Source organism: Caballeronia udeis, assembly GCF_001544555.2.
Lineage (GTDB): Bacteria > Pseudomonadota > Gammaproteobacteria > Burkholderiales > Burkholderiaceae > Caballeronia > Caballeronia udeis.
Genome location: NZ_FCOK02000020.1, coordinates 1 through 23,771, shown reverse-complemented (window position 1 = coordinate 23,771; position 23,771 = coordinate 1). Strand labels below are relative to the sequence as shown.

At 59.0% G+C, this 23,771-nt stretch carries 20 protein-coding genes and 1 pseudogene; 9 read left to right on the top strand and 12 right to left on the bottom strand.

What is annotated here, in order from left to right; genetic code table 11:
- Nucleotides 1-2: 2 nt before the first annotated feature.
- The 7 genes from AWB69_RS16160 (at nucleotide 3) to AWB69_RS16130 (ending at nucleotide 5,263) form a co-directional block, all read left to right on the top strand.
- Nucleotides 3-863 (top strand): triphosphoribosyl-dephospho-CoA synthase, encoded by an 861-nt coding sequence (locus AWB69_RS16160; RefSeq protein WP_062086415.1) that lies wholly within the window; start codon nucleotides 3-5, stop codon nucleotides 861-863.
- A gap of 15 nt (nucleotides 864-878) precedes the next feature.
- On the top strand, nucleotides 879-1,181 hold the full coding sequence (locus tag AWB69_RS16155) for a malonate decarboxylase subunit delta (protein WP_062086412.1): 303 nt from the start codon (nucleotides 879-881) through the stop codon (nucleotides 1,179-1,181).
- Nucleotides 1,178-2,023 carry a biotin-independent malonate decarboxylase subunit beta gene (locus tag AWB69_RS16150; protein ID WP_062086410.1) on the top strand — a complete coding sequence of 282 codons (846 nt, stop codon included), beginning with the start codon at nucleotides 1,178-1,180 and terminating at the stop codon, nucleotides 2,021-2,023. Before AWB69_RS16155 ends, AWB69_RS16150 begins: the two co-directional genes overlap by 4 nt.
- The gene (mdcE, locus tag AWB69_RS16145; RefSeq protein WP_062086408.1) at nucleotides 2,023-2,841 is read left to right on the top strand and encodes a biotin-independent malonate decarboxylase subunit gamma; all 819 of its coding nucleotides are present in this window, start codon (nucleotides 2,023-2,025) and stop codon (nucleotides 2,839-2,841) included. The genes AWB69_RS16150 and mdcE overlap by 1 nt, the downstream gene beginning before the upstream one ends.
- Nucleotides 2,838-3,467: a malonate decarboxylase holo-ACP synthase gene (locus tag AWB69_RS16140; protein WP_231937128.1), complete on the top strand. Its 630-nt coding sequence runs from the start codon at nucleotides 2,838-2,840 to the stop codon at nucleotides 3,465-3,467. The genes mdcE and AWB69_RS16140 overlap by 4 nt, the downstream gene beginning before the upstream one ends.
- Nucleotides 3,464-4,393: a malonate decarboxylase subunit epsilon gene (mdcH, locus tag AWB69_RS16135; RefSeq protein ID WP_062086404.1), complete on the top strand. Its 930-nt coding sequence runs from the start codon at nucleotides 3,464-3,466 to the stop codon at nucleotides 4,391-4,393. Before AWB69_RS16140 ends, mdcH begins: the two co-directional genes overlap by 4 nt.
- 150 nt (nucleotides 4,394-4,543) lie before the next feature.
- The gene (locus AWB69_RS16130; protein ID WP_062086402.1) at nucleotides 4,544-5,263 is read left to right on the top strand and encodes a DeoR family transcriptional regulator; all 720 of its coding nucleotides are present in this window, start codon (nucleotides 4,544-4,546) and stop codon (nucleotides 5,261-5,263) included.
- Nucleotides 5,264-5,368: 105 nt separating this feature from the next.
- Here the strand turns inward: AWB69_RS16130 and AWB69_RS16125 are convergent, their stop codons facing one another.
- The 8 genes from AWB69_RS16125 to deoC all read right to left on the bottom strand — a co-directional run bounded on the left by AWB69_RS16125 (nucleotide 5,369) and on the right by deoC (nucleotide 15,178).
- Nucleotides 5,369-6,442 (bottom strand): ABC transporter permease, encoded by a 1,074-nt coding sequence (locus AWB69_RS16125; protein ID WP_062086400.1) that lies wholly within the window; start codon nucleotides 6,440-6,442, stop codon nucleotides 5,369-5,371.
- The gene (locus AWB69_RS16120) at nucleotides 6,439-7,968 is read right to left on the bottom strand and encodes a sugar ABC transporter ATP-binding protein (protein ID WP_062086398.1); all 1,530 of its coding nucleotides are present in this window, start codon (nucleotides 7,966-7,968) and stop codon (nucleotides 6,439-6,441) included. Before AWB69_RS16120 ends, AWB69_RS16125 begins: the two co-directional genes overlap by 4 nt.
- A gap of 78 nt (nucleotides 7,969-8,046) precedes the next feature.
- On the bottom strand, nucleotides 8,047-9,051 hold the full coding sequence (locus AWB69_RS16115; RefSeq protein ID WP_062086396.1) for a substrate-binding domain-containing protein: 1,005 nt from the start codon (nucleotides 9,049-9,051) through the stop codon (nucleotides 8,047-8,049).
- An 88-nt stretch (nucleotides 9,052-9,139) separates the two neighbouring features.
- Entirely contained in the window at nucleotides 9,140-10,174 is a 1,035-nt protein-coding gene (locus AWB69_RS16110; RefSeq protein WP_062086393.1) for an ABC transporter permease, read from the bottom strand.
- 16 nt (nucleotides 10,175-10,190) lie between these two features.
- A complete protein-coding gene (rbsK, locus tag AWB69_RS16105) occupies nucleotides 10,191-11,147 on the bottom strand; it encodes a ribokinase (protein WP_062086391.1) in 957 nt (318 codons plus the stop codon).
- Nucleotides 11,144-11,617: an RbsD/FucU family protein gene (locus AWB69_RS16100; protein WP_062086389.1), complete on the bottom strand. Its 474-nt coding sequence runs from the start codon at nucleotides 11,615-11,617 to the stop codon at nucleotides 11,144-11,146. Before AWB69_RS16100 ends, rbsK begins: the two co-directional genes overlap by 4 nt.
- 109 nt (nucleotides 11,618-11,726) lie before the next feature.
- Nucleotides 11,727-14,117, bottom strand: a complete 2,391-nt coding sequence (locus AWB69_RS16095; protein ID WP_062086387.1) for an aldehyde dehydrogenase family protein — start codon at nucleotides 14,115-14,117, stop codon at nucleotides 11,727-11,729.
- Between the two features lie 47 nt (nucleotides 14,118-14,164).
- Complete coding sequence (deoC, locus tag AWB69_RS16090) at nucleotides 14,165-15,178, bottom strand: deoxyribose-phosphate aldolase (protein ID WP_062086385.1); 1,014 nt, start codon at nucleotides 15,176-15,178, stop codon at nucleotides 14,165-14,167.
- Nucleotides 15,179-15,435: 257 nt separating this feature from the next.
- Between deoC and AWB69_RS16085 the strand changes: the two genes are divergently transcribed.
- Nucleotides 15,436-16,989 carry a sensor histidine kinase gene (locus AWB69_RS16085; protein WP_062086383.1) on the top strand — a complete coding sequence of 518 codons (1,554 nt, stop codon included), beginning with the start codon at nucleotides 15,436-15,438 and terminating at the stop codon, nucleotides 16,987-16,989.
- Nucleotides 16,990-17,016: 27 nt separating this feature from the next.
- Here the strand turns inward: AWB69_RS16085 and AWB69_RS16080 are convergent, their stop codons facing one another.
- The 4 genes from AWB69_RS16080 to AWB69_RS16055 form a co-directional block, all read right to left on the bottom strand.
- Nucleotides 17,017-18,240: an ImmA/IrrE family metallo-endopeptidase gene (locus AWB69_RS16080; protein WP_082913432.1), complete on the bottom strand. Its 1,224-nt coding sequence runs from the start codon at nucleotides 18,238-18,240 to the stop codon at nucleotides 17,017-17,019.
- 60 nt (nucleotides 18,241-18,300) lie between these two features.
- The gene (locus AWB69_RS47735) at nucleotides 18,301-19,278 is read right to left on the bottom strand and encodes a hypothetical protein (RefSeq protein WP_156528870.1); all 978 of its coding nucleotides are present in this window, start codon (nucleotides 19,276-19,278) and stop codon (nucleotides 18,301-18,303) included.
- Between the two features lie 102 nt (nucleotides 19,279-19,380).
- Nucleotides 19,381-19,944, bottom strand: coding sequence for a lysozyme inhibitor LprI family protein (locus AWB69_RS16070; RefSeq protein ID WP_197500251.1), 564 nt, complete (start codon nucleotides 19,942-19,944; stop codon nucleotides 19,381-19,383).
- Nucleotides 19,945-21,137: 1,193 nt separating this feature from the next.
- Nucleotides 21,138-23,420 carry a hypothetical protein gene (locus tag AWB69_RS16055; RefSeq protein ID WP_062086371.1) on the bottom strand — a complete coding sequence of 761 codons (2,283 nt, stop codon included), beginning with the start codon at nucleotides 23,418-23,420 and terminating at the stop codon, nucleotides 21,138-21,140.
- A gap of 201 nt (nucleotides 23,421-23,621) precedes the next feature.
- On the opposite strand from AWB69_RS16055, the pseudogene AWB69_RS51095 reads away from it, so the two are divergent.
- Nucleotides 23,622-23,771: pseudogene (locus AWB69_RS51095) on the top strand (IS110 family transposase); the annotation flags it as partial.

The window sequence follows — 23,771 nt, the reverse complement described above, 5'->3', positions numbered from 1 at the left end:
CGATGGCCTGCACTCAACAACCCGAATTCATCGATGCTGCCCGCGACCCGTCGACCCTCGCGGATCATGCAGTCGCCGCGTTGATTGATGAGGCGTCTCTCACGCCGAAGCCCGCGCTGGTGGATGGGCGCGGCAGCGGCGCACATCGTGACCTGGACCTCGACATCATGCTGCGTTCGGCGCGTTCGTTGCAGCCGACCTTTCTCGCACTGGCGCGAGCAGCGGTTGATCAAAAACCTTCTCAATGGCTGCGTGAGCAACTTGCGCGTATTGGCCGTGAGGGTGAGGCGGCCATGCTGCGTGCAACGAATGGCAGCAACGCGCATCGCGGGGCGATCTGGATTGTTGGCCTGTTATGCGCCGCTGCTGCAATGTGTCCCTTGGGTGAACCCTTCGAACTCTGCGCGCAAGCGGCAGTCATCGCGCGCTTCGAGGATCGTTTCGCGCCGTCACCGAACGCGATGAGTAATGGTGCGCGTGTTTCCCAGCGCTTCGGCGTGACCGGCGCACGCGGTCAGGCTGCCGAAGGTTTCCCTCACGTGCTCGAAGCCGGCTTGCCTGCGTTGCATCGTTCTCGTGCGAACGGCGCAACTGAAGGCGAAGCGCGGCTCGACGCATTGCTCGCCATCATCGCGACACTCGACGATACCTGCCTGCTGCATCGCGGCGGCCGGGTCGCGCTTGAAGCCGCGCAGGCCGGCGCCCGCGACGCACTGCAAGCCGGCGGCGCGGCACGTCCGCAAGGCCGCGCCGCGCTCGCCCGCCTCGACCAACGTCTCACCGAACTGAACGCATCTCCCGGAGGCGCGGCGGACTTGCTGGCCGCCACCCTCTTCCTCGATACCCTGCCGCGCGTCGGCTGACGCGGAGAACACGCCATGGAAAACTTGCGCTACGAATATCCCGCCACCCGCCCCGTGCCGCAACGCGCGCATGTCGGCGTGGTCGGCTCGGGCGACCTGGAGATCCTGCTGTCGCCATCGGAGAGTCAGCATGCGGAGGTCGTGATCCGCACGAGCGTGGACGGTTACGAACACGTATGGAAAAGCGTGCTCGACCGCTTCTTCTCGCGCTACGACGGCGCCGCGCGCCTCGAACTCAACGACTTCGGCGCAACGCCCGGCGTCGTCATGCTGCGGCTCGCTGAAGCAGTGGAAGCGAGTGAAGGAGACGCATCATGAGCGGCCACAATGCCTTCATCGCGCAGCATAGTTTTATCGAACTGACCGCGCGCGAACGTGCCCGTGCGTTACTCGATACCGGCACCTTCCGCGAGTTGATCGGACCGTTCGACCGGCTCGAATCGCCGTGGCTCGCCATGCAGGATGTGGTCTGCCAGGCCGACGACGGCGCGGTCATTGCACGCGGTACGCTGGGCGGCGAAGCGGCGGTCATCGCGGCGATCGAGCCAGCGTTCCAGGGCGGCAGCATCGGCGAAGTGTCGGGCGCGAAGATCGCAGCGGCGCTCGAAATGGCCGTGCGCGAATTCGAAGCGGGCCGCAAGATCCGGGCGGTGATCCTGTTCGAAACCGGTGGTGTCAGGCTGCAGGAAGCGAATCTCGGTCTCGCTGTAATCGCGGAGATCCAGGCGGGGATCGTCGCGTTGCGCCGCTACGTGCCGGTCGTCGGCGTGATCGGCGGCATGGTCGGCTGCTTCGGCGGGATGTCGCTGGCGGCGGCATTGTGCACCCGGCTGATCATGACGCGGCAGGCGCGGCTCGGGATGAACGGGCCCGAAGTGATCGAACAGGAAGCGGGCGTAGAAGAACTCGATTCACGTGACCGGCGTCTCATCTGGTCGATGATCGGCGGGGAGCAACGCGCAGCCGTGGGCTTGGTCGACACCCTCGTGGAAGACGATACCGATCAGGTTCGCGAAGCCGTGCTCAGCGCGTTCGCAAGCGGTGTGCCGGCAAGCCATCGGACCGAACAGGTCGATGCACAACTTGAACGGCTTGCGCGTGTGGACCCGGCGGCAATCGACCCCGCTGTGTTGCGCACGCTTTGGCAAGGAGAGGTTTGATGAACGCATCACGTGGGCAAATCTGGTTCGACGCGTTGACGTCGAATGAACACCCGGCTTCGGGCAACGAAGGCCCGATCCGCAGCGCCGACGCGCCGCTTGGCGACACGACCGCGCGTTTCATCACCGTCGTTCCCGATCCGCACAACCGCTTTCCGCGTGCGACCGACAACGTGGTCGGCCTCGAACAAGGCTGGCTGCTTGCACGCGCGGTGCGCAATGCAATGGAGGCGGATCGCGACGCTCCGGTCAAGCGCCCGATCGTGGCTATTGTCGATGTGAAGAGCCAGGCATACGGCCGTCGCGAAGAATTGCTTGGCGTTCATCTCGCGTGCGCGGCCGGCGTCGATGCCTATGCAAGCGCGCGGCTTGCCGGTCATCCTGTGATCGCGCTGATTGTCGGCCCGGCAATGTCCGGCGCTTTTCTCGCGCATGGTTATCAGGCGAACCGGATCATCGCGCTCGACGCGAGCGGCATCGCCGTGCATGCGATGGGCAAGGAAGCGGCGGCACGGGTCACGCGCCGTAGCGTTGAAGGACTCGATGAACTCGGCGACCGCGTGCTGCCCATGTCGTACAAGATGAGTGCTTACGCGAAGCTCGGGCTGCTGCATGAGCTGATCGCCGGCATTGATGCGGATGCACCCGGGCGTGAAGATATCGACCGCGTGCAGTCTTCGTTGATCGCTGCAATTGACGATGCACGCAAAGGTCCGCGCGATCTCTCATCGCGGTTGCAGTCGGCGGATGCCAAGCGGATTCGCGCCGCGTCCATAGAAGTCCGCAAGCGCATGGCAGAACAATGGGACGCGTCGTGAGTCCGCACGACCTGTTGCAGCTCGCGCCGGGAACACCTGATTTCCCCGATGCCCCGGCGTGGGTCGCAGCCTCACTGACACGTGCACCGTTCGTGGTGGTCCGGCGGGCGGTGTCGGTGAACGGCTTGATCGCGGTGGGCATTCGCGGCGAAATACGCAGCGAGCGGTTCGGCTCGTGGCTTGATCCGCGTTTTGTTGCCGATGTCCTGAAGCCCGAATCGCTTGGGCCCGCGAAGCCCGCAACGACACGCGCAAACTTCTTGCCCGCGTTTGTTTTGCTGCAAGCAATTGCCCCACTCTGCGAAGCGACCGGCTGCACGTGGGGGCCTACCGGCAGCGCCGGCTTCGAACTTGCCAGCGGCTATCCGACGGTCACGCAAACCAGTGATCTCGACCTGCTTATGCGCGCGCCCGAGCCTCTCGACCGCGCCGCAGCCAAGACCTTATTCGATGCCCTCTCCCAAGCCGCGCTCGACCACGGCACGCGCATTGACATGCAGATCCAGACGCATGACGGCGCGTTCTCGCTGGCTGAATACGCGCATCCCGGCGCACGCGTGATGCTGCGCTGCGCCGATGGCCCGAAGCTTGTCGCCGATCCTTGGCAGACGAGTCAAGCGGCATGATCGCATTCCTCTTCCCCGGTCAGGGCTCGCAATTCGCGGGCTTTTTGCACACGCTTGGGGGCACGACGCCGCATGCGCGTTTTGCTGAAACCATCGAGGAAGCGTCCGATGTATTGCATACCGACGTACTCTCACTCGATCACGCCGATGCTTTGGATTCGACCGTCGCAGTGCAGATCGGCTTGCTTGTTGCGGGGGTGGCGACGGTGCGAGCGTTGCGGGATGAAGGGATCGAGCCGGACGCGGTGGCGGGTTTATCGGTGGGAGCGTACGGCGCTGCGGTTGCGTGCAATGCCGTGTCTTTCGACGATGCCTTGAGGCTGCTGCACCTTCGCGCGCAATTGATGGAGACCGCTTTTCCGCACGGCTACGGGATGCTCGCGGTCTCCGGCTTAAGCGAGTGTGAACTGGACGCTGTGATTGCGAGTGCCCATACGCAGGCCGCTTTCATTGCGAATTTGAATGCCCCGCGACAGATCGTGGTGGCAGGTGCGGACGCGGATCTCGACCAGGTTCGGGAGCTCGCATTGCAAGCCGGCGCACGCAAGGCAGAGCGGTTGGCGGTCAGCGTGCCGTCCCACTGCGTGCTACTCGACGACGCCGCTCGCGAACTCACTGAAGCCGCAAGCAAGATCGCCTTCCATGCGCCGTCGGTTCCGTATATCAGCAATCGCGGCGCACGGCCTTTGCGCCAGGCCGACGCTATCCGCACCGACCTCGCGACGAACCTGCGATATCCCGTTCGCTGGCACGACTCGACGATCGTGCTGGGTGAACTCGGTGCACAGGTGTTAGTTGAAATGCCGCCGGGGCGTACGCTGACGCAACTCGCGGAAGACGCGCTGCCGGGTGTCGCCAAAGTTGCAATAGAGCAGACATCAGTTCCATCGGCCGCCGCGCTGATCCGGGCACGCGCCGCCGGGTAATCCTCGGTTTGCACCTCATCAAACGCGAAATCGCAAAGCGTTTTCCCCGATCACTTTTCGCGGGTGCGCTTGTTATAATCATTTCATCTGGCGAACAAAATCTAACAACCACATCCACGACGTGCAGCTTGCGTCCACTACCCTCTGCGAATGACCAAAAGCGATCGCTTGCGTGTTCTTGCCGATGCTTTGCGCGAGCAAAGTGTGATGCGTCTTCGCGATGCGGCGACTTTGCTCGATGTATCGGAGATGACGGTTCGCCGTGACATAGCGGCGAGTCCGGGGACCTTCACTTACCTTGGCGGTTATATCGTTCGCGCCTCGGATGTCCCGAACAGCGCGGGTTATACGATCGATGAAGAGAAGGATCATTTTGCACAGGCCAAGGCGGAAGCATCGGCGCTGGCTGCGCGGCTGCTTGCTGACAACGAGACCATTTTCATCGATTGCGGAACGACGCTGACCACGTTGGCGCGGCTCATTCCGGCTGAAATGCATTTGACGGTGGTGTGTTATTCGCTGAACGTGGCTGAGATTTTGCGGCGCAAGACCAATGTGCGGATGATCTTATTGGGCGGCGTTTATGCGCCCTCGTCGGATTCGTTTTCCAGCGATGAAAGTATCGAGACGCTGCGGCGAATGGGGATCAACAAGGCGTTCATTTCGGCCGGCGGGGTGGATGAGGCGCGCGGCGTGACGTGCTGGAACTTTCATGAGGTAGCAATCAAGCAGGCTGCAATGGAAAGTGCGGTTGAGAGGCATCTGGTGGTGGATGCCAGCAAGTTGGGCAAGGTCAAGGCAGTGAGGTTTTCGCAGCTGGATCAGTTCGATTCGTTGATCACGGAGAAGGGGATGGAAATTCGGAAGTGAACGAAACCATGAATAGGCTGAGCATCGGCAACTATCGTGTGGTTGGCCCGGCAAATTCACCGGGCAGTTCAACCGACCACTGCGCGTAGGCGAAATCAACCACCCCTACGCCGCCCTTCTCCCCAACGCGAACAACGTCCCCGCCACCAGAATAAACGCCCCGATAATCACCTTCTGCCAGGTACTGGGCACACCGATCAAGATCAAGACGCTGTTGATCAGCGTAACCAGAACCACCCCAAGCAACGTCCCCACCACCGTCCCTGTCCCGCCGGTAATCCGGGCCCCGCCAAGAATCACCGCCGCGATCACATCCAGCTCAGTCCCCACCAGATCGAACGGATTCGCCAGCCGATTCGTCGATACATGCAATATCCCGGCAATCCCCGCCAGCATCCCGGTGTACCCAAAGACAAACAGGTGAATAGCCCGCAGGTTGTAACCAAGCCGCTCGGCAATCGGCAGACTGCCGCCCATCGCATACACACCCCGCCCCATCATCGTCCGGTTGAGCAGCCACCACGTCAGACCCGCAGCAATGAACAGCGCAATCACCGACACCGGCAACACCGCCCGAAGCCCATCGTTCGTGTGGTAGAAAAACAGCGGCAACTGCCCGAAGCTGTCCATGCTATGCGGGATGTTCATGAAAAACTGCGTTCCCACGAACGTCAGCAACAACCCGCGATACAGATACTGCGTGCCAATGGTCACGATCAGCGAAGGCGCTTTCAGCCGATGCACCAGCACGCCATTGATCAACCCAAGCAACACGCCGCCCACTGCACCGCAAACCAGAATCACAAAAAACGGCGCATCAGGCCACCACGCGAACACGGCCTTGGTGATCGAATACATCGTAAAAGCAGCAATGGCAGTGAAGGACACGTCAATACCGCCCGATGCCAGCACGACCAGCGTCCCCAGCGCAAACAACGACACGGTCGTCCCTGAATGCAACAGATCGAAGAGCGTTGCGAACTGGAAGAAGCGCGGATTCAGCGTGCCCACCACCAGACACGTCACAAGAATCAACCCGACGGTGAACCATTCAGGATTACGCACCAACCGCGCGGTAAAACTGAGCGGCTGCACCTGCGGCGCAACCTCGGCCAATGCCGGACTGAGCGCGGATGCGCCTTGCGATGTCTGAGCAACGCGATGAAGTGACTCGCTCATGCTGCCTCTGAAAGTAAAGCGTGATAAAGATCGGCTTCAGTCAACTGCCCCGCACGATACTCGTTCGAGACACGCCCCTTCTTCATCATCAGGATTCGGTCGCAGTTCTGCAGCAACTCAGGCAAGTCATCGCTGATCAGAATAATGCCGATGCCCTGCTCCGCCAGCCGCTGCATGATGCGGTAAATGATGTCCTTCGATCCCACGTCCACGCCCACCGTCGGGCCGTGCAGGATCAACACGCGTGGATCAATAGCAAGCCAACGCCCGATCAACACACGTTGCTGGTTTCCGCCGGAAAGCGATTGCACCGGCTTGTCAATGTCAGGCGTCGCAATCTGCAACTCCTTCACGGTGCGCTCGGCAAGCTCACGCGTGCGTTTCCGGTCGACCTGTCCGAAGCGGTCCCGCAAGCTCGAGATCATCGCCGTGATGACATTGTCGCGAATGGATTTATCGAGGAAAAGGCCTTCGTTCAGGCGGTCTTCGGGCACGTAGCCTATGCGCTGCCACTTCGCATCGGACGGCGTTTTAAGCCTCACGACAGAACCGTCCAGCGTCACCGTACCGCTATCCGCAGGCGCGACGCCGGCCAATGCGCGCGCCAATTCGTTGCGCCCCGAGTCGAGCAAACCGGTCACGCCGAGAATCTCTCCGCGATGCAGGGAGAACGTGACATCGGCGAACTGGCGCGACCGCGATAATGCCTTCACATCCAGCACGATCTCGTGGCCATCCATGACTTCGGCCTGCCGATATCGCTCGTTCGATAACTGCTTGCCCGTCATCAACTCGCCAATCTGCGCCTTCGTATAATTCTCGATCGGCCCTTGCGCCATCTTCTGGCCATCGCGCAGCACAATCACCTCGCCGCCGATCGCGTAGCACTCATCCAGCTTGTGACTCACGAACAGCACGGCAACACCATCGGCACGCAGTTTCGCCAGCACTGCGATCAGGTTATCGACTTCCTTTTGCGTGAGCGACGTAGTCGGCTCATCCATGATGACGAACTTCGCCTCGCTCGCAATCGCTCGCGCGATCGCCACAAGCTGCCGTGTTGCCAGCGGCAATTGCTCGACCAGCGTGGCCTGGAAATCGGCATCGCCGGGCAGGCCCACCGCTTCCAGAGCACGCGCCGCCGTTTTGGCCAGCGCGCGGCGATCGAAGGTCCGCGCAAGGCGCCCCGCGTGCGCGGCCAGTTCCGACGTCAACGCCACGTTCTCCGCCACGCTCATGTTGGGCAGCAGCGAAAGGTCCTGATACACCGTTTCAATACCCGCCGACAACGCCTCCAGCGGCGCAAGCCGCGCATGCCTTACGCCTTCGATCACAAGCTCGCCCTGATCGGGCGGTTGCGCCCCGGAGATGATCTTGATCAGCGTGCTCTTGCCGCAACCGTTCTCGCCAAGCAGGTGATAGATCTGCCCACGCTGGAACGAAAGGCTCACGCCACGCAGCGCATACACGCCGGTAAAGCGCTTATGGATATCGACGACTTCGAGAAGCGGCACTGTACTCATCATTGGACCTTCCACTCTTTCAACTTCCTGAAGACAGCGCGCACGGCAGCCGTGCGCGCTTCACTGCATCAGCTACAGCAGTCAGAATGGATACTGCTTGTAGTTGGTCTTGTCGACGTCGACCCAACCGGTGCCGCGCACGATGATCCCTTTGCCCGGACCCTTCGTGACCGTAACCTTGTTATAACCAACGAGGCCCAGGTCGGCACCGTTCTCCACTGTCTTGCCGTCGATCAGCATTTTCGCGACCTTGTTCATCGCGATACCGGCGAGCTTCGGGTCCCAGAACGCGATGCCGTTGATCGCGCCGCTCTCCAGGAACTTGCCGGCTTCGGTCGGCAGTCCCGTGCCGTACACGCAGATCTTGCCAATCTTGCCGGCCTCTTCCACCGCACGCCCGATACCAATCACGTCCAGCGATGACGACCCTTGAAAACCAGTCAGGTCCGGGTGCTTGCGCAGCACTTCCTTCGCGACCTGGTAAGCACGTTCGCCGTCGTTATTGGTTTCAAGCTTCGGCTCGACCAGATCCATCTTCGGGTACTTCTGCTTCGCATTGCCAATCCCGCCATCCGCCCACTGGACCTGCGAACGGCTGCCGAGCGAGCCCACCAGCACCGCCCATTTGCCCTGGTCACCCATGCACTTCGCAAGCCGCTCGTTCAGACCTGCGCCGTACGCGGTGTTGTCGAAGGCTTCGATGTCCACCATCGTGTTCTTCTCGTTGTCCGCTTCATGCGTGACGACCTTGATGCCGCGATCCATCGCTTTCTTGAGCGCGGGTTCGAGGGTCGGCGGATCGTAGGGAACGACTGCGATCGCCGTGACTTTCTTCGCGATCAGGTCTTCGATGATCTTCAGTTGTTGCGCAGCGTCCGCGCGTCCCGGTCCGGTCTGATAAGCGTTCACGCCCGGGTTGTCCTTGGCGAATTCTTTCACCCCGTCGTCCATCCGGTTGAACCAGTTGATACCCGTGACCTTGACCACCGTGACGATGGTTTGATCGGTCGCGGCTTGCGCGACAGCAATGACTCCGGCCGCAAGCGTGACTGCTGTAAGCGCAATGGTGATTCGATTGAGTTTCATGCGTTGTCTCCGTTATGGTTTGTCTGTGATGCACATGAGATGAAGTTTTGAAACCTGGCAAAGCTCGTTTATTCGCTTGTTTGTCCGACTACGCCGCCGGCGGCTTTGGCGCCTTCGCAACGGTTGGTGCGCCGCCCAGGCCGAAGATCGCCCGCACGCGTTCGCCGCCCGCCAGCGCAAGCGACGCGAGCAACAGGAAGCCCCACGCGCAGTCGCCGAAGAACTGCGAGACGCCGAGCAGATTGAACAGGCTCGACAGAAACTGGAGCACGGTGGCCGCCAGGAAAACACAGATGATCCGGCCGTAACCGCCCGCCGGATTCACGCCGCCCATCACCGCAATCAGGATCGCGATCAGCAAGTACGAGTTGCCGTAGTCCCACTTGGCGCTGGACGTATGCGTCGCGCTGATCAGCCCGGCGAGCGACGCGAGTACGCCGCACATGCCATAGGTCAGGATCAGCATGCGGTCGCGCGGAATGCCGGCATAGAACGCGGCTTTCGGATTCGTGCCCATCAGATAGAGCCGCAATCCGAAGGGCGTGCGCTTCAGGATCCAGCCGAGCAGCAACACCGTGACCACGAAAATCCACAGCGAGACAGGCACTTGCAGGAAGGTGCCGTTGCCGATGTCGGAGAGGGCATCGACATATTCCACCCGCACCGATGCACCGTTGCTCAAGACCACCGCAATGCCGGTAAACAGCAGCGACGTTCCAAGCGTGCAGAGGATCGGCGTGAGTTTCAATCGCGCGATGATCACGCCGTTCATCAAGCCGCCCATTGCACCCAGCGTCACGGTGATCACGCAGAACACGGCGGTATAGAGCGATGGCGAGTTATCCGCGGAAACGAGCATGGGCAGCAGTTGCGCGGCCACCATGCCCGAGAGGTTCGCGAGCGCGACGCCGGACAAGTCGATACCGCCGTTACCCGACACCATCGAGAGCATGATGCCAAGCGCGAGCAGTCCCAGTTCGGGCAACTGGCTGCCCATGGACTGGAGGTTGTCGATATCGACGAACTGGCCATGCGACAACGCGGTCGCGACAATCACGACCAGCAGGTTCACGCCGACCAGGAAATTCAGTTGCCGGTCAGCGAGCCATTTCGATGGGTTCATCGATGCGCTCCTCCGTTCAGGATTGGTGAACCAGCACGCTGCCGGACTTCACAGGTCCGCCAAGCACCGCTTCTATTTCGGCCAGCGTCGGCATGGACGGCGCGGTGCCGGGACGCGTGACTGACAAGCTCGCGAGCGCGCAGCCGAAACGCACGGCGTTCAACGGGCTTTCGCCGCGAGCAAGCGCCGCGGCGAAGCCGCCGGTGAAGCCATCGCCCGCGCCTGCGGTCTCGACCACGCGACCGCAATTGAAGGCCGGCACGAGCACCGATTCTTCCAGCGTATGCAGCAACGCCCCCGCTTCGCCCAGCGTCACGATCACCGCGCGCACGCCCTTTCCGAGCAGGACATCGGCGGCACGGCGGGCGTCATCGACGGAAGCAATCGCGATACCCGTCAGCGCCGTTGCTTCGGTTTCGTTCGGCGTGATGTAGTCGCAAAGGGGGAAGATGTCGTCGTCGAGCGGTAGCGCGGGCGCCGGATTGAAAACGGTCGTCACACCGTGGCGACGCGCAAGTTCGAGTCCGCGCCGCGCGGCAGGAACCGGTTGTTCAAGCTGCGTGACGAACACCACGGCGGACGCAATATCGGCTTCGATTGCTTCAACGTCTTCGGGGCACAAACGGCCGGCCGCACCCGCTGCAACAATGATCGCGTTGCCGCCCGTGACGTCGTCAACAAAGATGTGCGCCGCGCCTGTTGCCACGCCATCAGTCGTGATTGCCCGCGCCGTGATGCCTTCAGCGGCCCACGTCGAGCGCGCGATGTCGCCGAATGCATCGGCGCCGAGGCGCGTGCAGAAGATCACGTCGGCACCGGCGCGTGCTGCGGCCACGGCCTGGTTCGACCCCTTGCCGCCCGGCCCCATCGCAAACGCCGATCCGGCGATGGTCTCTCCAAGCAGCGGCATACGCCCGGCGCGGAACGTGAGATCCGTCACGTAGATGCCGAGGATGACGATGCTGCGGTTCATCGCGTGGTCTCCGACGGCGCATCGGGCGCAAGGTTCACGCCCTTCTTGAAGATGAAGCAGCCATATCCACGCGCTTCGCCGGTAGCAATCACGCAATACGCTTGCTTGGCGCGCTCATAAAACGCAAAACGTTCGATGGAAGCAAAGGGCGTCGCGCGCCCTTCGGCGGCATCCACTTCGGTCTGCGCCTCACGCTGTACGGCAGGAAGCGCGTTGGCATCGCCGACCACTTCCATGCGTTCGGCGGGATGATCGACGAAACTGTCCAGCGGCAACACCGACAACACCGCGCGGATCGCACGCGGTGCATTCACGCCGTCGAGCCGGAGCACATGGCCAAGCACCGTTTGGCGCGCGACGGAGTCGGCGGGGAAATTGGCGTCGCAGATCACGACTTCATCGCCGTGCCCCATTGCGCACAGCGCGTGCAGGACGTCGGCGTTCAGCAGCGGGTCGAGGTTCTTCAGCATTACGTCTCCTTCATGTTGAGCGTGCCTCGCTGTGTTGCGAGGTCATCGCTCATGATTCTATTTTGAACCCGGCATTCTTGCGTCCGCTCGTGAGGTTCATTGCTGACGCTCAGTCTCCGTACGGGATCCAGATGTTCTTCACCTGCACGGCCTGACGCAGGAATGGCAGGCCTTCGCTTGCGGCATCGAACCAGTCGAACACGCGGCCGTAATCCACGAACGTGCGCTTCAGGTTGCCTACCGATTCACGCTCTGCCAGCGTCGATAAATCCGCACCGCCGAAGCACCACAACGCGTCGACATCGTCGTGTTTTGCCAGGGTCGACGCCAGCGCCTTACGCTCGCCGGTGACAATGTTCAAGGCACCCGCCGGCACGTCCGATGTCTCGACCACCTGATAAAAATCGGTCGCCGTCAGCGGACACGTTTCGCTCGGCACGGCGACCACGCGATTGCCCAACGCAAGCGCCGGTGCGATCAGCGAAATGAGCCCCAGCAGCGGTGCTTCGTCCGGACACACCACACCGATCACGCCGAGCGGTTCGTGCATTGCCAGCGCAACGCCTCTTAGCGGCGGCGAATGCACCGCTCCATCGAACTTGTCGGCCCACGCGCCATAAGTGAACAAACGCGTGATCGATGCTTCGACTTCGCGCTCGGCATCGGCGGCAGACACGCCGGTCCGCGCCGCGAGTTGCCTTGCGAATTCGTCCGCACGCGCCGACAGGTTTTCCGCGAGGTAATACAGCACCTGGGCGCGGTTATGCGTGCTGGCTTGCGACCACTTTTCAGCGCTGTGCGCAGCGGCGACCGCGTTGCGTACGTCTTTGCGATTGCCCTCGCCCACCTCACCAACGATCGCCCCGGACGGCGCATGCACAAGCCGCGAGTAACCACTGTCCGGGCGAACCTGCTTGCCGCCGATAAACAGCTTCGCAGTACGGTCGAGCGCGCTGACGCTGGTGTCCGCTTCGAACGCGGAAGGCTGCGCAATATGCTGGGCGCGCTCGGAACGAACGGGCAGCTTAGTCCACGCGCGCGGCTTCAGGTACTCGTAAATCCCCTCGCGTCCGCCTTCACGGCCAAAGCCCGATTCACGATACCCGCCGAAGCCAACACCGGCATCGAAGAGATTGGTGGCGTTGATCCAGACCACGCCGCATTGCAGGCGCGGCGCAATATCCAACGCACGGCCAATGGTCTCGCTCCACACGCTTGCAGCGAGTCCATAACGTGAATGATTGGCCAGCGCGACCGCTTCATCAGGCGTTCGAAAACTCATGGTCACCAGCACCGGCCCGAAGATTTCTTCTTGTGCAAGCGTGGACGCGGGTGCGACATTCGTCACCAGAGTGGGAGGATAAAACGCGCCTTGCTCGGGCATTCGAAGCCCTTTGGGCTGGTGAATCTCGCAGCCTTCCTGCACACCGCGTTCAATGAGCGAACGAATGCGCTCAAGCTGCACGGTGTCCACGATCGCGCCCAGATCGATGCCCTTGTCGAGCGACGGCCCGACCCGCAGCGTGTCCATGCGGCGCTTCAATTTATCGATGAAGCGTTGCTCCACGCCTTCCTGCACCAGCAGCCGCGAACCGGCGCAGCAGACCTGGCCCTGGTTGAACCAGATCGCATCAACGACACCTTCCACCGCGCTGTCGAGATCGGCGTCGTCGAATACGATGAATGGCGACTTGCCGCCGAGTTCAAGCGTCAGCGACTTGCCCGAGCCTGCGGTCGCCACGCGAATCAGCCTGCCTACTTCCGTCGATCCGGTGAACGCAATCTTCGCCACGCGCGGATGTTCGACGAGCGCAGCGCCCGTGCGGCCGTCGCCGGTGACCACGTTCAGCACGCCTGCGGGCAAGCCTGCACGCGCTGCCAATTCAGCGAACAACAACGCGGTCAGCGGCGTGTATTCGGCGGGCTTAAGCACCACGCAATTGCCCAGCGCGAGTGCCGGCGCGATCTTCCACGAGAGCATCAGCAGCGGAAAATTCCACGGCACGATCTGGCCGATGACACCCAGCGGCGCCCAGTCGGCAAACTCCCGATCCTGCAACTGAGCCCAGCCCGCGTGATGCAGAAAATGCCGTGCCACAAGAGGGATGTCGATGTCGCGCGACTCGCGGATCGGCTTGCCGTTATCCAGCGATTCAAGCACGGCGAAGAGGCGCGCATGCCGCTGCACCATGCGCGAAAGCGCATACAGATGCCGTGCGCGACCCGCGCCGCCAAGCGCTTGCCACGCGGGCAGCGCACGATGCGCGGCGTCGACCGCAGCGTCGATATCCGCCTGATCGCCCTGCGCAATGCTCGCGATCACGCGCCCGGTCGCGGGTTCCAGCGAGTCGAATTGCTCACCCGCCAGCGGCGCGCGAAAGGAGCCGTCGATGAAATGGCCAAAGCCGGTCGCGTGTTGATCCAGCCAGGCGCGCGCGGCGCCGTCGTCTTCCGGTGCAGGTCCGTAATCCATCGAGGTGAAGTAGTCGGCTACGCTCATTGGGAGCTCGTGTAAAAGATGATGCGGTGCTGGCTTATGCAACCGGCTCAAGCAACCGGATGACGATGGAAAGCCGAATAGCGGCCGGTGACGTGATGCTCGAGTTGCCGCTCGATGTCGGCGAGCAGGCTCGACGCGCCTATGCGAAACAACTCCGGTTCGAGCCATTCGCGGCCAAGCTCTTCCTTCATCAGGATCTGGTATTCGAGCACCGACTTGGCGGTGGACACGCCGCCGGCCGGTTTGAAGCCGATCATCACGCCCGTCCGTTCCAGGTAGTCGCGGATCATGCGCACCATCACGAGCGAAACATCGAGCGTGGCGTTGACGCCTTCCTTGCCGGTGGAAGTCTTGATGAAATCGGCGCCGGCCATCATGCAAACCATGGACGCCTTGGCGATGTTCGAGAGCGTGCGGATATCGCCTGTCGCAAGAATCGCCTTGATATGCGCCGGGCCACAGGCCGCGCGGAAGTCGCGCATTTCGTCATAGAGCGCTTGCCAGTTGCCGGTGAGCACGTGTTCACGCGTGACGACAATATCGATTTCCGCCGCGCCGTCTTTTACCGACGCCTCGATCTCCTTCAACTTCAGCGGATGCGGGATCAGGCCGGCGGGAAAGCCCGTGGAGACGGCCGCGACCGGGATGCCGCTACCGGCAAGCGCAGCAACGGCCGTGCCGACGAAGCGGTGATACACGCACACAGCGCCGGTCTTGATGGAGCCGGCCGGCATGCCTAGCGACTCCAGCAGGTCGTCGCGAATTGGCCGGCGTGCTTTGGCGCACAGGCGTTCGACGCGTGCGGCGGTGTCGTCACCGTTGAGAGTGGTCAGGTCTATGCACGTGATGGCCTTGAGCAGCCACGCAGCTTGTGCGTCCTTTTTAACCGCGCGGCGCGTGCCCAGCGTGCTGACTCGCCGGGCCACCGCTGACTGGTTGACGCGCAGGGTGTCAAGCCACGAGAGATCCAGCGGAACGCCTGGATTGCGCTGCTGTAACTCATGATGGGAGAGCGGTTTGGCGCGCAAGGCGACAACGGGTTGGGAAGCAACATCGAGCATGAGATGGCCGGTTGTGCAGCGCACAACATTTTCCGGTTAATCGATAGATTATTCTAACACCTTGTTGTTATGATTATAACATTCGGGATTATACCGAGAGAGGCCGTTCACACTTGCCCTGGGCGTCGGGGGTGGCAGCGGTGCTGACGAACGCCCCGTTCAAATCTGTGGCCTTTTAATCTCCACGGTTAGAATTGACCTTTAAGCATGAATCGCCGGACAAAAGCATAGGCGACACCGCGGTCAAGGAGAACCCGATGGATGCATTGCCACCCGAAGAAACGATCCGCAGTGCCGTCGAACGGTCGGTAAGCCGCTTGCGCCTGCAGCACGAGATCGCCGTGCAATTCGCGACGTCGGTCCTGCGCGTACACAGCGCGAACGTGCTTCTCGACGAAGCCTGCAAGGCCGTATCGGCTGGACTGCGCTCGCGCTTCGCCAAGGTGCTCCGCTATCAGCCCGAAAGCGAAACCTTCGTGCTGGAAGCCGGCGTGGGCTGGGACCCGGCGGACATCGGCACCACGGAACTCGGCGCCGACGACGCCAGCCCCGCGGGCCATGCATTCGTCAGCGGCCGGCCGGTGTTGTCGAATCACCTGGGTACCGAGCACCGTTTCCGCACGCCCGATTTGCTGGCGCGGCACGGTATCAAGCGCGCCATCAACGTCCCCATTCGCGGCATTCCCGAAACCTTCGGCGTGCTCGAAGCGGACAGCTCCGACGACGAAGACTTCAGCGAAACAGACATCGTTTTCCTGGAAGCGATCGCGAACGTCATCTCCATGAGCCGTGAGCGGCTCGCCGCGGAGTCGCAGACCGGCGCTGACGAACTGTTCTCCACCAGCGTGCTGAACGCGAGCACGGACTGCATCCAGGTGCTGTCGCTGGATGGCGCTATCGAATTCATGAACGATAACGGGCTGGTGGCGCTGAGCATCGACGACTTCGGGGACGTGGGCGGTACGCATTGCGTGGACCTGTGGCCCGAAGATCAACGCCCGAAGGTCGAGCAGGCACTGGCGAAATCCGCTCGCGGCGAACCGGTCCGGTTCGAAGGCCCCTGCCCGACCCGTGTCGGCGACGCTCGCTGGTGGGATGTATCGGTGGCGCCTGTTCTCGATGCCGACGAGCGCGTGAAGCGCGTTGTGCTGACCATGCGCGATGTCACCGAGCGGCACGAGAACGAGGAGGAGCTCGCCGCGCTCGTGTCGAGCCAGGAAACGCAGCTTGGCAATTCGGCGCTGATGATGAAAGAGGTTCATCACCGGGTTCGCAACAGTCTTCAGCTTGTGCAGACGCTGCTCGCGCTGCAGGCGAATCTTGCCGGCGATAAATCCGTCGCCACGCATTTGCAGGCGGCGGCCACGCGCGTGCGCACGGTGGGCTCGGTGCATCACCGGCTCTATCAGGACGACGGCGCGGAGGCGACCGACGCGACCAGTTACCTGCGGGGCCTGACGGCCGATCTGGCTGAACTGACGGCGGGGCGGGAAGTATCGCTGGAAGGGGAGTCGATCGTGCTGCCCGCCGCGCGGCTCGCGCCGCTCGGGCTGGTGACGGCGGAACTCGTGACCAATGCCCTCAAGTACGGACGAGGAACGGTGCGCGTGAAGCTGGAACGATCCGACGATGTCGTGCTGTTGACCGTGGAGGACGAAGGAGACGGCTTTCCCATCGACTTCCCGAAACCACAGGGCACAGGGCTTGGCATGCGGCTTGTGACTACTTATGCAGGTAAGGGTACGGGCGCGGTTACGGTCGACAGGTCGGTGCCGTTCAGCCGGATTCTGGTGAGGTTTCCGGCGGGGTGAGCGTACTTGCGGATAGCGTTGGTTCACTTAGCCGCTGGTTTTCTCGCGAGTTTGCCGGAATTGCGCAAGCGAAACAACGCGATCGCCTGCCTCATGCTCATCGTCGGCCAAGGGGGCAATTTCCGCGAGCAGGGCTCGGGTCATGTGCACGGACACGGCAATATCGTTCAACGATAAACCCAGTCGTTCTCTAAGAACTGCCATTGCGCTATGAAGAAGCTCCGGCTTTTCATGGGGAATCGACACGTCCTCGTGCTCGATGTGGCGCTCGCCTTTTTCAAACAGATGTCCTAGCAGCGCGCGCTTATATTGATCTTCACCAAGAATGTTCAGTTGCCGTGCGCGATACAGCATTGCCGCTTTACTCACGCGCCACCGCATTTTCAGTTGCGACAATGCTATCCAGTTAACCTGCGTGCCGCCTCTCAAGGCCGGAAATTCCTTGACGAAGGTGCTTCGAGGAAGCAGGAAAGCACTGGCAAACCGATTCGCCTCGGACTCCGATGCTTTGTCCCCCGTCCTGCGGCCGACATGTCCAACGAAGTGACCGCACTCATGCGCGTATCCAAAGCGTACGCGGCATGCTGACGCGTCGCTGCGGTTGGTCACCACGATTGGCCGGGACGACGCAATAGACAGTGCATCAATGTCCTTCGCCGAGTTTTCAAACGCGGTCACAACCGCACCTGCGTTTTCAAGCACGCGGACCATATTGCCGACCGGTCCTAATCCCAATCCCCAATGCGCCCTGCATTTCTCGGCGGCACGCTCTGCCGCTTCAGGGCTGTCGATCGGATATTCGGGAAAGTCGAGTTTGGGAAGCCGCAACCGGGCGTCAATCGAAGCGACGAACCTGCGGAAGAGTTCGCCTTTGGCGATGACGGTCTGCTTGTCGCTCAGCTTCGCAGTCGTCAACTTGCGAAAATGGAATGCGTCTTCCCGTACCAACATTATTGCTAGCCCGAGAAACTGCTGATCATCGTGCCGCAAGACTGTGGACACGTATGGCGACACTAAAATCGATATCCCTTTCTTTGCAGGCCACGATTTGCACGCTAATTCTAACTGACTGAAATCAAGCGATTGACCTTGATGTCTTTCACTGAGCTCTTTTTGATATGCCTCTAACATTCCGTTTTCAAAGACAGTACATGCATGCGTCAACGAAGAGGTAATATCCAAACAACGGTCACGAAATATTTTTTCACTATTTAAAACCATCACCCGGTATGGATCCGGCAGCAGACTCATCGAAAGATACCACTCCGAGCGGTCCACGTCACAAGGACGCCGACCGATGCAATACTTTACCTAATGTACACTTAAATCTTTTGACTGCATCCACTTTGTCAAGTCGAAGCCATCGGACTTTTTGTATTCGACAAAGAGCCAGCCATTTCCGTTGGAATGCATAACCCGTACCAAATCACCTCGTATCAAATACATTGAAGTCCTGCTTGACACGTCGGCACTCTCATACAACCACGCTTTATCAACTGCGACTTGCGATTTTCTCTTGGCGTCCTCGTTGTAGTTCGAGGAATTTAGCTTTTCCGTAATGTACGTCGAGTCCGCAATATCACCCTCTTCTTGTAGCTGATCTGCTATCAACTTGTATATCGCTCGATTCTTATCTCGAATCGGGTCACATGCCATAAGGTTTTTCACCCCAAGATCATCTTGCAATCGTTCCTTCATTTTTATATTAACGAAAGACACCTTTTTCTTCGAAAACTCACTCCAAGCTTCCGTTGCACTTTTGCTTCCGAGCTGCGTACCCAACATTATTGATATTGAATCATCCCTTTCTCCGACAACGATCCAGTTATCGCGTGTTTTGTCCCATTCTCCAGCACAGAGTTCACCGGTCTGTATGCTTTCGAGGCAACCGGATGTTGTATTAAGAACCGGGCAGTACTGTCGACTTGTAACCTTTTTGTCCCGCGGATCCCCAAGTAAGCCAGCGCGAAGAATAACCAGAACCGTGAATTTTCCTGAAGGAGAAATTCTCCAATACTCCGGAGGAGAAAATATTACGCCACCGATCGATGTAAAGTGCTCGTCCGGGAAAAATCGGATTTTTTCTCCTTGCCGACCTAAAAACTCGGCTACTCCCCATCCTGGCTCGAATAGCTTTCGACTCGACGCTGCGAGAGGTTCCGAGAGGTGGATTTTGGAATTACCAGGCAATTCTACATATAAATCTTTAGCACTAGCGAGTGTGCATAAAAGACAGCTTGAGAATGCAACGAACATCGATGTTCGGCTAACACGAAATTTAATTTTCATTACAATTTAGCCGTGATTTCAAATCGCCTATCGAATAGGTGCTACAAAAATTGCACTTGGCTGCCAAATGCCGAAACCGGCGACTGTGATCGAATATTGATATCAATTTTTGTAGAATGTGAGGTGTGCCACACACATGTTTTGATCTTCAGACAGTAACGTGGATGTCATTTTGCAGTTTTGTGCAACGTAGCTTCGCCAGTAATTATCTTTTGAAGATACAAATTTCGAGATGAGCTTCCCGATCACTATCCCCCGATTTACCGAATCATCTTCGGACTCGAAAGCTAGATGAGAAAAAAAGCCAAACATACCGATTCCGATGCTGAGGTAGCTTAGTTCGTCGGACCTCAGCTTGGTGAGTTTTATAAGGCAGCCTAGTTTGTCTAAACTGGCTTCTGCACCGGCGTTACCATTCGGCTCGCAAGATGACTCCTTGTACTTGATCCAGGTCTTCTCCGCCGAAATGAGGGCGTTTTTCGTGCCCCCGTCGCTTTCCTCCATTAGCTGATGATATTTCTTCCCGAGGGCTTCGTCGACTATTCGGTAGTTTTTCTCTGCGCATGCTTTTAATATTGAAATGTTCGTGTCGGTACAAACTTCGGCGTGAGCGGATGTAAGTGCAAGTTTCAACACGAGTACAAGAATCAGTATTATAAATCTCATTCTCGTCACCTCCAACAGTTGCATTTCAGACCGCGCTCAAAGAGATCTGCCTCTTGATCGCGACGCTTTAGTAACCCGCGTTGGCCGGTTCCCTCCCAAAGGCGTTTCATATCTCTTATTTTCTCAGGAACGAGATTTTCCACCCCGGTTTCGAGGGCATTTTTTATTTCTCTCATTTCCCTACGCCGAGCTTCCTCCTCGACACTTTTTCCGTGGAGACCGCTTCCCCTGTTATATATAAGACTTAGCATCGCGCCCTGACAATGAGGGTGAAGGTTGATTAACTGGGGAAATACATTCACCGCTTGCTGCGCATAGCTTCTCATAGAAGCTAGAGCGAGTTTTTTGGCGTGTTCTTCTGATATCAGTATGTCGCACACATCGCTCAAACTCTCACGTGCGAGCGCAGGGGCGTTCGGCTCATTCGTGTCGAGTCAATATTGCAGGTGTCATGGCAACATCGTGCTGTGCTCCTATTTATACCCCCAATCCGCCAATTGTTTCTTGATCAACTTTGCCGTCTTGAACTTGTACACTGCCCGCTGTCCTTCCCGAGTCCCATCGAATCCCATTCCAAAACGCCTCATAAGCACTAGATCCGGGATCAACCGAATAATGTTCTCTTTGTTTTCAACCCTTTCGTCATACACATAGATTTGGTAGAGGGTTCCTCCTGTCCCAATAGAGGGAATATCAGCAGCCCAATCAACAATAACAAACAATTTTCGTGGCGCATGACCACTGACAAAAACACTTTCTATCTTTGGAGCCGATCCACCTTCGGGCTCGTAACGGTCAACAAAAATCTTTCGTTGCTCGACTTTGGAAAACCAAATAGGTTAGCTTCTATGGCCTCGCCTTCAAGACTTTCTACTTCAGCGAATTCTATTGTGCTTCCACCCAGAAATTCGATTTGGTATTTTTCTGTTTCGGCAGCCGATGCGCTAGAATTCACTAGCATAGCCAAGCAAAAGACGATATAGAAATTCCGAATTTTAATCATTACTCAACTCCATCAAACAGCCCACCCTTCCATATCGCATGAAAGTTACTCCTCCGAGCAGAATAACTGTCTGTTTTTAAATTAATTACTGCAGTAATTTTATCGACGACACTGTCAGCAAAGCCTTCATCAGCTAGTTCCGGTAACCCGTTTGATATCCAAAAATAGACCGCCGAGCGTGTCGCATATTTTATTTCAGCAACAAGATCAGAATTAGACATAAAGTCCGCAGTATCGTCGGTCCACAGAGACGGGTAAAATTCTGAAACCCTTGATAATTCGCCTTCCCTGTGAGCTGCTTCAATCCGCGACCTCGATACTTCCAGCCGTCCCCACTCTCAACGGAACCATTGCCGATCCTATGAGCGTATGCGCGGTTCGCAATCGATTCGGGATCTGCTAAGTGCTCCGTTGTTCGACCATATACTTCCGCATCGGCCCGGTGCGAATTGAAATAGCCGAATTTTTGGGTCAAAACATCAGCTCGGTAATTCAGGTTTTCGGTGGTGTTAAGACCGACCCCTGCTTCCTGACGGATCTGCGCAAAAAAGTGAGAAAGCCGAAGCCGAGATCCAAGATTAAAGTCTTTCAACCGTGGATTCAGCTCGTCAACAACAGCTTGAAGCTGCTCCAAAGATGCTTCCGTGAAGATTGCGCTAAGCATCGCTAGCGTAATTTTTCCGCCAAACTTTCGGAAATTCCCCACCAACCCCACCGGATAGATATGAAACACATCCGCCGACTCCGGGAACCCCTCGATCTTCCCCTTCACCGCATCCCACCACACCAGCTTCGCAATGCGCTTCTGTTCCTCTTCATGCGCCGGATCATGTCCAGTACGTTGCTCAATCCACTCGTACAACCGCTTCCACTTCCCCGGATTCGCCCATTCGCTCTCATGCTTCACGATCAACCGCGATAGCCGCAACTGCAACCACGGATCCCGCGACACCTTGCGCAACTCGTCAGCCGCGTGTGAACCGCTTCCCGTGGTAAACACCGAGCGATAAACCTTCCCCGCAAGCGGACTCAACTTCGCCAGCGCAGGTACGTCCGGCTCATCCGCATCGAGCCAATAATCCAGATACGCCTTGGGCGTGGCGAACATCGTATGCATCGGGTCATGGGCTTCCTCGTGTATCTCGAAATCCACCCACGTACACGCCGCTTCGCGCGTCACCCTTCCGCCCGCGTGATTCTGTTCGCGCACCCACCCGGAGATCGGTGCGCGACGGACGTCCGCGCTATCGACCTTCCACCAATGGAACTTCGATCCATCTGTGCCGGCGGTCGTTTCCTCGAACTGATCCTCTTTCGGACCCTGTGCGAGCGCTGAAAGTGGATAGATCTGGATGACACCCGTTTGAGGCGCATCGGCGACTTCCCGACCCATCGCCGCATAGAGCTTCACTTTCCTGTCGATACGCAAAATCGTGGGCTCAATTTTCCACACGTTTTTCTTGACCCATGCCCGGCCATGCTCAATGTACGGCTTGACCTTCTCATCGCAGAACACCTCGATGTGCACCATCCGGTTGCCCGCACTCGGCTCGCTTAAATGGTCGTAGTGGCCCAGATGCCCGATCAGATCTCCCGCGTTGATCTTGACGGGTTTAGGCAACACGACAACCCGATCGAAGTGCGCCTCCGACAGCACTGCCTCCAACAATTGATGGCCATGCGATTTGCCCAGAAATATCCAGCCGGTGTTGGCCTCTGGATCGGCGAAACTGCCGACGTTCGCGGCGATGACGGGACCACCCGATTCAATCGATGCAATCTGCCCCCAGGAACCTTTTTGCGCGCCGATCTGCACCTGTGCGCCCTGGCGCAAGATGCCGATCACGGACTTACCACTGGGCGCGGAACGGATGTTCAGTCCAATCTGTCGCGCAGCAGCCTTCCCGCGATGCACATCCGGCTTGGGAATATCCTTGGCAAACGGCGTCACTTTCCAGACCTTTGTCCAATACGACGGCATCTTGAGCGAGGCGTCTATCTGATACTCCTCGAAACTCTTGAGATGCATGTACAGGCTGAAGAAGGTCAGCTTCGTGCCGCGGGGAAATTCCGTCGTGTGGCGAACGAGCACAAAGCCCGTGCTGTATTTCGCCTTGACGGCGGATTTACCAACCAGCGCTGGCAGTTCGCTTACCGGGTACGCCCGATCAACCCGGTATGCAACTACCTCTCCATCGGCGAGGCAACGCACGCCGCTTTTTAGATCAAGCGATGCACCCGCACCGCCCGCGGTGATGTGCATGCCGCCGTGCCACATGCCCGAATCGCTAACCGGAAAGAAGCCGCCGCTCTCGCGCGCGAGCAGCGCGTTGAATTGGTGTTCATCGATAAAGTCCTTGCCGTCCGACTTCTTGAAGGGGAAGGCAAAGTTCAGCGGCGCAGGTAAGCTGTCATCGGTCTTTTGTGGCGGCGGAGGAGTGTTGTTTGGTCGAACAGGCGAAGCAGTCGTCATTACCAACCCAGTCAGAGTTAAGTGTCGAAGCGCCTCGAAATACGAAAGGCGCTCACACATAATTCCGGCTTTTGAAGCGACGGGGAGGCACGTCAACCTAATTTGATAATCATGTGAAAGGCCTCCTGGCCGCCCAGAGAAGGGGCGGCCAGGGTCTACAGTTGAGATGCCAAGCTCAACCGACCCGTTCAGGAGGCTGAAATGAAGTATAGCGGCATCGATTTGCACTCGAATAACGCCATGATCGCCGTGATCGACGATCAGGACCGGGTGCTTTACTGCAAGCGACTGGCCAATGACCTGTCATCAATCATCGCGGTCCTCGCGCCATTCCACGAGGACCTGCAAGGG

Coding starts and splice junctions, on each gene's coding strand:
- AWB69_RS47735 (WP_156528870.1), bottom strand. CDS start 19,278: ATGAAAATTAAATTTCGTGTTAGCCGAACATCGATGTTCGTTGCATTC.
- deoC (WP_062086385.1), bottom strand. CDS start 15,178: ATGCTCGATGTTGCTTCCCAACCCGTTGTCGCCTTGCGCGCCAAACCG.
- mdcH (WP_062086404.1), top strand. CDS start 3,464: ATGATCGCATTCCTCTTCCCCGGTCAGGGCTCGCAATTCGCGGGCTTT.
- AWB69_RS16120 (WP_062086398.1), bottom strand. CDS start 7,968: ATGATGAGTACAGTGCCGCTTCTCGAAGTCGTCGATATCCATAAGCGC.
- AWB69_RS16110 (WP_062086393.1), bottom strand. CDS start 10,174: ATGAACCCATCGAAATGGCTCGCTGACCGGCAACTGAATTTCCTGGTC.
- AWB69_RS16150 (WP_062086410.1), top strand. CDS start 1,178: ATGAGCGGCCACAATGCCTTCATCGCGCAGCATAGTTTTATCGAACTG.
- AWB69_RS16070 (WP_197500251.1), bottom strand. CDS start 19,944: ATGAGATTTATAATACTGATTCTTGTACTCGTGTTGAAACTTGCACTT.
- rbsK (WP_062086391.1), bottom strand. CDS start 11,147: ATGAACCGCAGCATCGTCATCCTCGGCATCTACGTGACGGATCTCACG.
- AWB69_RS16130 (WP_062086402.1), top strand. CDS start 4,544: ATGACCAAAAGCGATCGCTTGCGTGTTCTTGCCGATGCTTTGCGCGAG.
- AWB69_RS16055 (WP_062086371.1), bottom strand. CDS start 23,420: ATGACGACTGCTTCGCCTGTTCGACCAAACAACACTCCTCCGCCGCCA.
- AWB69_RS16095 (WP_062086387.1), bottom strand. CDS start 14,117: ATGAGCGTAGCCGACTACTTCACCTCGATGGATTACGGACCTGCACCG.
- AWB69_RS16160 (WP_062086415.1), top strand. CDS start 3: ATGGCCTGCACTCAACAACCCGAATTCATCGATGCTGCCCGCGACCCG.
- AWB69_RS16115 (WP_062086396.1), bottom strand. CDS start 9,051: ATGAAACTCAATCGAATCACCATTGCGCTTACAGCAGTCACGCTTGCG.
- mdcE (WP_062086408.1), top strand. CDS start 2,023: ATGAACGCATCACGTGGGCAAATCTGGTTCGACGCGTTGACGTCGAAT.
- AWB69_RS16100 (WP_062086389.1), bottom strand. CDS start 11,617: ATGCTGAAGAACCTCGACCCGCTGCTGAACGCCGACGTCCTGCACGCG.
- AWB69_RS16155 (WP_062086412.1), top strand. CDS start 879: ATGGAAAACTTGCGCTACGAATATCCCGCCACCCGCCCCGTGCCGCAA.
- AWB69_RS16080 (WP_082913432.1), bottom strand. CDS start 18,240: ATGAGTCTGCTGCCGGATCCATACCGGGTGATGGTTTTAAATAGTGAA.
- AWB69_RS16085 (WP_062086383.1), top strand. CDS start 15,436: ATGGATGCATTGCCACCCGAAGAAACGATCCGCAGTGCCGTCGAACGG.
- AWB69_RS16125 (WP_062086400.1), bottom strand. CDS start 6,442: ATGAGCGAGTCACTTCATCGCGTTGCTCAGACATCGCAAGGCGCATCC.